Below are 10,767 nucleotides of genomic sequence, written 5' to 3' on the forward strand. Positions count from 1 at the left end.
TCGTTCAATTTAGCTATCGATAACAGTATACCTCATCTTTGTGAGAAAGGCTGTAAATCTAGTTAAAGGTAAGGAAAAAATCATGAGAGACGAGTTTCTAGATCTCGCAAAGTCTCTAAATCTGGATCACAAATACGGATCAATAGAGAGTACGGATATAGATTTAGCTTTGATTGACAGACAAGAAAAAATTTGTATTGTTATGGAATTAAAGTGGTTTATTTATCCAGCCGACATAAGAGAATGTCATGATCGATCGAAAGAACTTTCTAAAGGAGTACAACAAGCACTAAAAATACAAAATGCCTATAAAAAATCAAACAAAAAATTGATCGAATCGGTTTTAAATATTGATACGACTTATAATTTTATAACTATCGTAGTATCTAAAAACTGGATCGGTCATTTCGATATTCAAAATCCAGAAGTACCTATAATTAAAGCCTCAGATTTAATTGAAAAAATCAAAAGCTTTAAATCTTTGCAAAAGACGGCAGAATGGTTAAAGGAAAGAGCTTATTTACCTAAATATGGAAAAGATTTTAAAATTATTACTGTAGATATCGAGTTGGGCGGCTGGCATTCTAACTGGTATGGAGTTAAACCCATCTAATCGACGGAAACGGTTAGTAACTTCAGCCTCAAACCTTTGGCGTGAGAGAAATATAAACCTTCGCACGATCGATAGCTATCTTGCGGTGATCAAAGAGCGTTAATAACCCTGTTAAGAATATCATATCTTCATTAGGTTTTTAATCGAACAGAACTTTGCGGCACAAAACATCCGATCGCAAATCTCAACAAAAATTAATTTGCCGATAATTTTCTTATTAGTAGTCCACAATGAATCGTTAGACTCACTACAGAAACGATCGAACGCCCGATCGCAGAATAGAAAAAGCTGTCACGGAGAGAAGGCGATGAACGTACTAGGGGCGACGCGGTTCGAGCAGGCGGTGATCAATATGTCCCTGATCAACCTGTGCGATCGAGATAGTTATGTCGGTCAGGAAATGCGGAAAGCGTACACGGAATGGAAGGAAGAAAGCGACGAGGCGATCGATAACCCGTGGCGCGATTTACACCAATTCACCATCTACGTCCCCCATCCCGATCAGGAATACGAGGGAATTTCCCTAGAAGACGGCTTAAGCAAAGGCTATAACGTCGAGGTGAATGTTGTCCGCGACAAAAGCGCGATCCCCTACAAAATCCCCGAGGGAGGCCATTTCGTCGTCGTCCTCAAACAGCGCAAGTTAGACGGAGATTTTAAAATCGCCGCCACGGGAATGTTTGTCCGTCCCCTCGGAGTTTTGAATCTCGATCTGATCGTCGATATGGATGAAGATCAATTCCAGCCGATCGTTGTCAAACACCCGATCGTCCGCGATTATCCGATCGGCTGGGAAGACAAATTAGTGATGTTTCTCAAACAGGAAATCCACTGGCGGGATTTACCGGATGTCGTCGGTTACGTCGATCGCTCCCACAACGCGGATTATCGCCCCCCCTCCTGGCGCGAGGTATATTTAGGGGCGACCGGATTTAGTGGTTTTTAATCGCCAGAATCCTCTCGATCACCTCTTCCACCACCTTATCGGGAGTGGACGCGCCGGAAGTCACCCCGACGACGATCGATCCCTCGGGTAGCCAATTCTCGGTGACGAGTAAATCTTCGCCGAGAGGTTTATGTTCGACGCGATTGCCGGGCCCGATACGCGCGGCGCTGTCGATGTGATAGGAGGGAATCGATCGATCGACCGCGATTTCCTGTAAATGGGTCGTGTTCGAGGAATTATAGCCGCCGATCACCACCATTAACGATAATTTTTCCTCGACTAACTCGAACATCGCGTCCTGGCGTTCCTGGGTCGCGTCACAGATGGTGTTAAAACTCATGAAATGCTCGTTAAACTCGATCGGCCCGTACTTTTTCAGCAGGGTGCGCTCGAATAGTTTGCCGATCTCCTCGGTTTCGCTCTTGAGCATGGTGGTTTGATTGGCGATGCCGACGCGTTCGAGATCTCGATCGGGATCGAACCCTTCCGAGTGGGCGTTTTTAAACTTGGCGAGAAATTCCGCTTTATCTCCCCCGCGGAGGATGTAATCGCAGACATAGTTCGCCTGTTCCAAATTCAACACCACCAGATAGGTTCCCGCGAACGAACTCGTGGCGATCGTTTCCTCGTGGTTGTACTTGCCGTGAATGATCGAGGTATAGTCGCGTTTTTTATGCTTTTCCACCGAGTTCCAGACTTTCGATACCCAGGGACAGGTAGTATCGACGATCGTGCAACCTTTGTCGTTTAATATCTGCATTTCCGAAACACTCGCGCCGAACGCGGGCAGGATCACCACGTCCCCGGTAGAAATCGCGCTGAAATCCTTCTCTCCCTTTTCCACGGGAATAAAACCCACTTCCATCTCCCGGAGACGCTCGTTTACCGAGGGATTGTGAATGATCTCGTTGGTTATCCAGATGCGATCGCTCGGGAAATGCTTACGGGTCTCGTAGGCCATGGCCACGGCGCGCTCGACCCCCCAACAGAAGCCGAACGCTTTCGCGAGATGGATCGTTACCTCGCCCCGTTGTAGACGGTAATTATTCTGGCGGATTTCTTGAACGAGGCCGCTTTGATATTCGGTCGTCATCGCGTCCATCACCTCGGCCCCGTGGCCGAATCCTTTGCGATGGTAATTCTCCGATTGTTGTAAAGAGCGTTTAAAAGCTTTGGTATCCATGCCGGTATCGAGAAAGGGCGTTGATCTTAAAATATTATCCCTTAGAACGCCCGCCGATCGATTCCCGTCGCGACCCGCGAAAAAAATCGGGAATCCTGAAGCGAGGGATTCCCGATCGAACGGATCTACTCTTTATCCTGCGTCGAGGAAAAGGCGGAGGGGCCGGAAAAAATGCTATTTCCCGAAAACTCGAACTCCTTCCCGTAGGCTTCCTCGCCGTGTTGGGGGATGTCCAACCCTTCCTCTTCCGTGAGCGGTTTCACCCGCAGATCCATCACTAAACCTAGCAGTTTCAGGATGACGAACGTACCGACCGCGGCGAAAACATAGGTCGCGAACACGCCGACGAACTGCGTCCACACCAGTCCGGGATTTCCGAAAAATAAACCGTTATTTCCCGCCGAATTAACCGCTTTCGTCGCGAAAAAACCGGTTAAAATCGCCCCGATCGTCCCGCCGACCCCGTGAACCGGATAGGTATCGAGCGAGTCATCGAAACGCAGTTTCACCCGGAGACTGACCGCGAAGAAACAGACGACCGAGGTGATCGAACCGATCAGGATCGCGCCGAGGGGAAGGACGTAACCAGCGGCCGGGGTGATGGCGACCAATCCCGCGAGGAAACCGGTCGCGATACCGACGGCGGTGGGTTTTTGCCGGAGTACCCATTCCAGGATCATCCAGGTCAATCCCCCGGCGGAGGTAGCGATCGTCGTGTTGACGAAAGCGGTGGTCGCGAGGGAACCGGACGCGAGCGCGCTTCCCCCGTTGAAACCGAACCAACCGAACCAGAGCAGACCGATCCCCAAGAGAACGAACGGAACGTTATGGGGCGCGTGACCTTGGGTCGCGAAGTTACGTCGCGGGCCGATCACCCAGGCCGCCACGACCGCGGAAACCCCGGAACTAATATGCACGACCGTTCCCCCGGCGAAATCGAGCGCCCCGGTCGCGCCGATCCAACCTTTCCCCCAAACCCAGTGCGCGAGCGGGGAGTAGATAAAGGTAGACCAGAGCAGTAAGAACCAGAAATACGCTTTAAAACTGACCCGTTCGACGATCGCCCCGGAAATTAACGCGGGGGTGATGATGGCGAACATCATCTGATAGACCATGAACACTTGATGGGGAACGGTGGGCGCGTAACCGATCGGATCGGGAGTTTCCGCGGTCACTTGGTTAAGACCGAACCAGTCCAAACCACCGATAAAAGCTTCGAGTCCCTGGCCGAAAGTCTGGCCGGGGGCTAGATTCACGTCGAAAGCGAGGCTATAGCCCCACAGCACCCAGGTCACACCGATCACGCCCATCGCCACCAAACTCATCATCATGGTGTTGAGAACGTTCCGGGCGCGCACTAAGCCGCCGTAGAAAAAAGCGAGGCCGGGGGTCATCAAAAGAACGAGCGCCGAGGAAATCAACATCCAGGAGGTATCTCCCGGATTGATGGGGTTCGGGGGAGCGGCCGCGGTTTCGGTTTGAGCCAGGACGGGGGCGATATCCACGCCCAAAGCCATCCCTAGAGTTAGGGTGAATAAGGTAATTCCTACGAGCTTTTTCATTGTCGGTTTGTCGGTTGATATAGCACGGAGAGATCCGATCGTCTGACGAAGGGTAGATCGAACCGCAAGGATTACGAGTAAAAGGTAATTCTACCGAGCGATCGGGTTAAGTAGAATACTTCTTCCTTTTGTTTTTAACTTTCGCAATAATTGTGTGAACAAATATTACAAGCCCTTGTGTTTCTCCCACACAAAAGATACGGCGCGTACAATTTTCGAGGCTGTTCTCGGATCGGCGAAAATTATCATCGAGTTCCATCAATTTTGTTCGATACTTTCATCGAGAAGAGAACGATTCTTCTTTAGTTTGAAGATAAATGTACCGATAAAAAGGAGAAAAGAGAAAGGGAATTTTCGCGACCGATCGAATCGGGAATAACCCTTTGCTCTTTTCTCTTCGCGATGACCGAGAGCGATCGCTTAAAAATTGGAGCGAGCGCCCACGTCAACGCCGCTAGTGCCGGACGAATAGCTACCGGTGAGAATATCGGCTTCTTTGACGAAACCGCTATAGGCTTCCATACCGTGTTCGCCGACATCGAGACCTTCCACCTCTTCCTCGGGAGTGACCCGGATACCGAGGGTGGATTTGAGAACGTACCAGACGATCCCGCTCGTGATGAGCGTGAACGCCCCGACCGCGACGATCCCGATAATTTGCTTACCCAGTAATTCAAATTGACCGGTGATCAGTCCCGCGTCCTTGTTGAAAATCCCCACCGCCAGGGTTCCGAACACACCGCAGACGAGGTGAACGCTCGTCGCGCCGACCGGGTCATCGATTTTCAGCTTATCGAAGAAAGACACGGCATACACCACCAACACGCCCGCGATCGCGCCGATAATCACGGCAGACCAGTAGGAAACCCCGTCACAACCCGCGGTAATCGCCACCAATCCCGCGAGAACCCCGTTGATAATCATCGAGAGGTCGGGTTTGCCGTCTTTCGCCCACGCGGTAAACGTGGCGGCGATCGCCCCGGCGGCACCGGCGAGGTTGGTCGTCACGGCGATGTACGGCACACTTTCATTGACCGCGAGAGCCGAACCGGGGTTAAATCCGAACCAGCCGATCCAGAGAATCAAACAACCGAGGGTAGCGATACTCATATTGTGGCCGGGTAAGGCACTGGCGCGTCCGTTGACGTATTTGCCCATCCGGGGGCCGAGAATCACCGCCCCAGTTAACGCCGCCCAACCGCCGACCGAGTGAACCGCGGTCGAACCCGCGAAGTCTTTGAAACCGAGATCGGCCAACCAACCGCCCCCCCAGATCCAGTGACCGGTGATCGGGTAGAGGATACCGACGATAATCAAGCTGAAAACGAGGAAATCGACGAACTTGATCCGTTCGGCGACCGCCCCGGAGACGATCGTGGCGGCGGTTCCCGCGAAAGCGACCTGGAACAGGAAGAAAACGGAGGTCGGTAAATACGAGGGCATCGCGTAGGTCGCGGGATCGCTACTACCGAGAAACCAGCCTCCCGTCCCGAAAATCTCGTTACTAGCCGCCCCGAACATCAGGGAAAAACCGATCGCCCAGAAGGAGATCGTCGAGAGCGCGAAGACGATCAGGTTTTTGGCGAGAACGTTAACGGCGTTTTTCTGACGACAGAAGCCGGTTTCTAGCATGGCGAAACCCGCGTTCATGAAGATCACGAGAATCGAGGCGATTAATACCCAGATCGTGTTCAGCGCGTTCTGCACGTCTTCGGGGGTTAGGGGCTTCGCGTCCTGCGCTTGGACGGCCGTATTCCAGACGACGAAGATAATCGCCGCCAGGGGAATACAAGCCAACCAAGTAGGTCTGATCCTCACCGACGAGCCGAGAATCTCTACCGATTGTCTAGGAATTCGTTTCATCGTTAGCTTGTCAAAATGAAGGGTTAGGTGTGTAAAAACGTCGCGGGAAAGGTTCAAGTCTGAATCACTAAGCGATACTGTCCGCCAACGGACGATCGACTTCTCCGGCTATCCACGAATAGTCGCGGGCGCTTTTGGAGAGGGAGCGATCGATTCTCTCTATAGGAGCGAGTCGAAAAAATAAGGTTTTTTGATTTTTGTTTTTTTTAAACTTTATTTTCTGTATATTCCGTTACATTTATTAACGAGAATTTTCTCGCGAGGGATGACATCGAGAGAGATACGATTCCTCGATAATGGTAGAGATAGAGAGCGATCGATTCGGAGAATAAGGAAATAGGCATGAATCAACAGACACGGGCGACGGAAAACGATCGAATCCTCATCCGGCGTTGTCTGGATCTCGCCCGTCAGGCGGAGGGACGCACCTCTCCCAACCCTCTCGTCGGTTCCGTGATCGTCCGGGAGGGGGAGATCGTCGGCGAGGGATTTCACCCCGGCGCGGGACAGCCCCACGCGGAGGTTTTCGCCCTCCGGCAAGCGGGGGAAAAAGCGAGGGGCGCCACGCTATACGTGAATCTCGAACCCTGTAACCATCACGGGCGAACCCCTCCCTGTACCGAGGCGATCCTACAAGCGGGCATCGCCAAAGTGGTCATCGGCACGATCGATCCCAACCCCCTCGTGGCCGGCCGGGGAATCCGACGCTTACAGGAAGCCGGTATCGAAACCGTCGTCGGCATCGAGGAGGAGGAATGCGCGCGACTCAACGAGGGATTTTTCCATCGCGTCCGGTTCCGGAAACCCTTCGGAATTTTGAAATACGCCATGACCCTCGACGGCAAGATCGCCACTACCTCCGGCCATAGTTCCTGGATCACCCATCCCGAATCGAGAGCGATCGTTCATAAACTGCGCGCCACCTGCGACGCGGTGATCGTCGGCGGTAACACGGTACGTCAGGACGATCCCGAACTCACCACCCACGGCAGATCCGATCGCAACCCCGTCCGCGTCGTCATGAGTCGATCGCTCGATCTCCCCCTCCAAGCTCGTCTGTGGGAAACGATCGAAGCCCACACCATCGTATACACACAAGATATCCCGAATGTCAAGCTACAGCAACAACTGTTAAAAAAAGAAATCGAGGTCATCGAACTGCCGAGCCTGACCCCTAGCGCGGTGATGGCGGATCTGTACGATCGGGGCTTCTGTAAAGTTCTCTGGGAGTGCGGGGGAATCCTGGCCGCGCGGGCGATCGCCGAGGGAACCGTCCAAAAAATAATGGCATTCATCGCCCCGAAAATTATCGGCGGGATGAATGCCCCGGGCCCGGTCGGGGATCTGGGATTGGATCTCATGACGCGGGCTTTAATGCTAGAGAACGTGAACGTTCGCTATCTAGACCCCGATATCTTGATCGAGGGCTATTTAGCCTCGGATAATAACGCTTTCGTGGCGGAAGCGCCGATCTGACGGACTTGGCGATTGATTTGCAGGGCGAGTAGGGTTAAAACCAAGCTCTGCCCCAAAAAGGCCAGACCGAACGAGAAAATCGTGGCGTAACGGGCGGCGAGAACCGGCAAAAACGAGAAACCCCACAATAACGGGGAGTTAAACGGGAGAATTCCCAGCGCGCCGAAGCAGACCACTGGAAACATCACGGCCGTGGCGATCGTTCCCGTCGCGAGCAGAGATCGTTGATTCGTTTTCCACAACATCACCCACGCCGCGAGCGCCGCGTATACCAGCATCATATTCACCGTCAACAGGAAACCGCCGAACATCGGCAGTTTATACTCGTCGAGAGGGGCGATGAGAAGGGCGGGAACGAAAGAAACGGCGGCGATGGCTAGATTCGTCGCGATGGCAACAATAGCGGGACTTTTCTCGCTAAACAATAACGCTTTCCACGAGGCCATTCCTTTCTCGCCGTTTTGGTGACGGTAGCGCGCCCAATCCTGTACCGCCTGACGGGAGGGGGTGAGAACGATCACGAGAAATAAAGAGTAAATCGCCAGAAAAGCGGTTAAGATCGCGAAATTATCGGCGAGATAACTCGGTTCGAGGGTTTGAAACAGAAAACCCAGCGTAAGGATACAGAAACAGGCGGTCATCCCGTAGCTTTGCGTTTTACTGACGAGCGTGGCTAGAGGATTGTGAAAACGTCTCCGTAGGGCGCGGGTTAACCAGTACGTCCACACCCCGAAATTGAGTAGGAGCAGACCCATCCCGGCGGGGAAAGACTCCCAGAGCGATTGTCCGTACCAGAGGGAGGGCGACATCGGTTGAATACCCAGGTAGCGCACCGTGTAAGGGGGTAAAAACGTGGCTTTCACGAGGTAGGGCAGTAAGAAACCGGGATAGAACAAATTTAACCAATCGAACGGAGTCCGGTAGGAAGCGTACCCCGATAGGGCTAACAGGGTGGTGAAGAAGAGAAAGATCGCCACCGTCCCGCTACCCAGCCACGCTTGAAACCCTCCCAGCCATTGACTGGCGAGGGCGAAAGCGATCGAGGCGCAGTAGAAAAAGGCGCAACCCGCCAGCAAAACCGCGTAAAACGCCAGGATCATGCCGAAAGGGATACCCGCGGACAATCCCGCCACCAGATGGAAGGGTAAAGCCAGAATCGCCACCCAATACAACAGGACGGGAACCCCGAGAATTTTCCCGATAAAAATATCCCGGGCCGATCGAGGGCTGAGACGGATAAAATTGAGTGTTCCCTGCCGTTCCTCGGTGGAGATATCGGCGATTAGTTGATAGGTTCCCACCACCAGGAGGGCGAAAATCCCGACGACACTGAGGAAGGTAAAGATATCCAACCACCAAAGCTCGCTGAGGATCATCCACTGACCGTTTAAGTCCTGGATACAGAATTGATTCGGATAGGGGGAGTAGTTGGGAAAAGTGGGGGGCGGACTGGCGGTACAGTATCGATTGAATCCTTGCGCCGTGGGTAAGAGATCTCGGAAGTATAAATAGACTAGAGCCTGACCGACGATCGAGATAGTCGTGGCGATCATCAGGTTTTTCGGGGTGAGCCGTCCTTGCCATTCCCGCGCTAATTGCGGGTTGGTCTCGGTAACGCGCTCGATCGATGTCGCTATCATATGGATATCCTCTAATAGCCGCTACGGGGGGCGATGTTACTAGATTAGCTCATGATTTTCCCCGCTAGGGAAACGGTTACGAGTTGATAAGACACCGCGGGAAACGAAGTATACTGGGGGACGGGACGATCGAGCGGAATTCGATCGACCGGCCGATTTAGAAACCGAAGTAATTATGAGTCAAGTGAAAACCATCTCCGGAAAGGGAATCCCCTTAAGAGGGGATGATATCGACACCGATCGCATTATTCCCGCCCGATTTCTCCGCTGTGTCACCTTCGAGGGACTGGGAGAACAGGTTTTCGCCGACGATCGATCGGCCCTAAACGGACAGCATCCTTTCGATCTGCCGCAATACCGAGGCGCGAAAATCCTCGTCGTCAACGCCAATTTCGGCTGTGGTTCCTCCCGCGAACACGCGCCCCAAGCGATTATCCGGTGGGGCATTCAAGGTATTATCGGCGAGAGTTTCGCGGAGATTTTCTTCGGCAACTGTATCGCCAACGGGGTTCCCTGCGTCACCGCGTCCGGTGAAACCGTCAAACACCTACAGGATCTCATCGAATCCAATCCCGACATCCCCCTCGATCTCTCCCTAGAAAAAATGGAAGTCGAACTCGGAGATTTTACCGCCAGCATCTCGATGGGAGAAGGTTCGCGGCAGATGCTACTAGAGGGCAGTTGGGACTCCTGCGGACAATTGATTCAAGATATCGAGTCCATCCGAGAAACCGCCGCGAAATTACCCTATTTAAGCTATTCGTGAAGGAGTCAGGAGGAAGGAGGCAGGAGTCAGGAGGATAGATCTTCTAGATAACTTTCTCTTCTCCATCTCTTCATCTCCCCATCTCCCTCACCCTTGACTCATCTCGATAATATTCCCGTCAGGATCGCTTACGAAAAGGGCCGGTCTTCCCGACGCGCTCATCTGGACGGGATAACCGCGTTCTTCGAGATAGACGCGGGCTTGTTCTATATCTTCGACAATGAGAGCGAAATGGGGGTTTCTTCCCCACTTTTCCCCGTTATATCGGGTACTTTGGAAATCTGGATCGACGATAAGATGGATCTGGTGATCGCCGATCTGATACCAGACTCCGGAGTATTTTAGGGATCGATCGATCCGCGTCAATCCTAAAACCGTCTCGTAAAAATACACGGATCTGTCCAGATCCGCGACTAAAATAGCGGTATGAGCGCAACGGGCGGGAGCGAAGCGCTGCTGCAAGCAGATCGGGATTCGCGAATCGGGATTAGGAATAGACACGGGATTTTAGGAACGAAAGTCAAGAGAATTTTACAATAATTTACATTAAATGGCTTGCCTAAATCATTTCTGACGGTCTAAAAACTAGAGAAGTATGATTTTCAAGAATAAATCCGACTTTTTATCAAATCGAGAATATTTTATCCTTTATTCTCCTTCCTAACTCCTGACTCCTGACTCCTGACTCCTGACTCCTGACTCCTGACTCCTGACTCCT

General features: G+C 52.3%; 9 protein-coding genes. 4 read left to right on the forward strand and 5 right to left on the reverse strand.

The genetic code is table 11. From position 1 onward, the window contains the following. The first annotated feature begins 82 nt into the window (after positions 1–82). Positions 83–613 (forward strand): hypothetical protein, encoded by a 531-nt coding sequence (locus tag V0288_RS24400; protein WP_332867800.1) that lies wholly within the window; start codon positions 83–85, stop codon positions 611–613. A 307-nt stretch (positions 614–920) separates the two neighbouring features. Then, positions 921–1,559 (forward strand): hypothetical protein, encoded by a 639-nt coding sequence (locus V0288_RS24405; protein ID WP_332867801.1) that lies wholly within the window; start codon positions 921–923, stop codon positions 1,557–1,559. Here V0288_RS24405 and V0288_RS24410 read toward each other — a convergent pair. From V0288_RS24410 to V0288_RS24420, 3 genes are all read right to left on the reverse strand, one after another. Beyond that, a complete protein-coding gene (locus tag V0288_RS24410) occupies positions 1,546–2,742 on the reverse strand; it encodes a 4-hydroxy-3-methylbut-2-enyl diphosphate reductase (protein WP_332867802.1) in 1,197 nt (398 codons plus the stop codon). The genes V0288_RS24405 and V0288_RS24410 overlap by 14 nt on opposite strands. A gap of 125 nt (positions 2,743–2,867) precedes the next feature. Continuing rightward, positions 2,868–4,304 carry an ammonium transporter gene (locus tag V0288_RS24415; RefSeq protein WP_332867803.1) on the reverse strand — a complete coding sequence of 479 codons (1,437 nt, stop codon included), beginning with the start codon at positions 4,302–4,304 and terminating at the stop codon, positions 2,868–2,870. A 420-nt stretch (positions 4,305–4,724) separates the two neighbouring features. Next, positions 4,725–6,167 (reverse strand): ammonium transporter, encoded by a 1,443-nt coding sequence (locus V0288_RS24420; RefSeq protein ID WP_332867804.1) that lies wholly within the window; start codon positions 6,165–6,167, stop codon positions 4,725–4,727. Positions 6,168–6,509: 342 nt separating this feature from the next. Here V0288_RS24420 and ribD point away from each other — a divergent pair, with 342 nt between their 5' ends. Beyond that, positions 6,510–7,643, forward strand: coding sequence for a bifunctional diaminohydroxyphosphoribosylaminopyrimidine deaminase/5-amino-6-(5-phosphoribosylamino)uracil reductase RibD (gene ribD / locus V0288_RS24425; protein WP_332867805.1), 1,134 nt, complete (start codon positions 6,510–6,512; stop codon positions 7,641–7,643). On the opposite strand, the gene V0288_RS24430 is transcribed toward ribD, so the two are convergent. Further along, positions 7,595–9,283, reverse strand: a complete 1,689-nt coding sequence (locus V0288_RS24430) for a hypothetical protein (RefSeq protein ID WP_332867806.1) — start codon at positions 9,281–9,283, stop codon at positions 7,595–7,597. The two genes, ribD and V0288_RS24430, sit on opposite strands and share 49 nt — an antisense overlap. 175 nt (positions 9,284–9,458) lie before the next feature. Here V0288_RS24430 and leuD point away from each other — a divergent pair, with 175 nt between their 5' ends. After that, on the forward strand, positions 9,459–10,049 hold the full coding sequence (gene leuD, locus V0288_RS24435; protein ID WP_332867807.1) for a 3-isopropylmalate dehydratase small subunit: 591 nt from the start codon (positions 9,459–9,461) through the stop codon (positions 10,047–10,049). Between the two features lie 87 nt (positions 10,050–10,136). Here leuD and V0288_RS24440 read toward each other — a convergent pair whose 3' ends face one another. Further along, on the reverse strand, positions 10,137–10,511 hold the full coding sequence (locus tag V0288_RS24440) for a VOC family protein (RefSeq protein ID WP_332867808.1): 375 nt from the start codon (positions 10,509–10,511) through the stop codon (positions 10,137–10,139). Positions 10,512–10,767: the final 256 nt, after the last annotated feature.

Origin of the sequence: Pannus brasiliensis CCIBt3594 (assembly GCF_036688125.1) — a bacterium.
Classification (GTDB): domain Bacteria; phylum Cyanobacteriota; class Cyanobacteriia; order Cyanobacteriales; family Microcystaceae; genus Pannus; species Pannus brasiliensis.

What these genes read in the sequence shown, in the direction of transcription:
- V0288_RS24400 (WP_332867800.1), top strand. Translation starts at nt 83, where the DNA reads ATGAGAGACGAGTTTCTAGATCTCGCAAAGTCTCTAAATCTGGATCAC.
- V0288_RS24405 (WP_332867801.1), top strand. Translation starts at nt 921, where the DNA reads ATGAACGTACTAGGGGCGACGCGGTTCGAGCAGGCGGTGATCAATATG.
- V0288_RS24410 (WP_332867802.1), bottom strand. Translation starts at nt 2,742, where the DNA reads ATGGATACCAAAGCTTTTAAACGCTCTTTACAACAATCGGAGAATTAC.
- V0288_RS24415 (WP_332867803.1), bottom strand. Translation starts at nt 4,304, where the DNA reads ATGAAAAAGCTCGTAGGAATTACCTTATTCACCCTAACTCTAGGGATG.
- V0288_RS24420 (WP_332867804.1), bottom strand. Translation starts at nt 6,167, where the DNA reads ATGAAACGAATTCCTAGACAATCGGTAGAGATTCTCGGCTCGTCGGTG.
- ribD (WP_332867805.1), top strand. Translation starts at nt 6,510, where the DNA reads ATGAATCAACAGACACGGGCGACGGAAAACGATCGAATCCTCATCCGG.
- V0288_RS24430 (WP_332867806.1), bottom strand. Translation starts at nt 9,283, where the DNA reads ATGATAGCGACATCGATCGAGCGCGTTACCGAGACCAACCCGCAATTA.
- leuD (WP_332867807.1), top strand. Translation starts at nt 9,459, where the DNA reads ATGAGTCAAGTGAAAACCATCTCCGGAAAGGGAATCCCCTTAAGAGGG.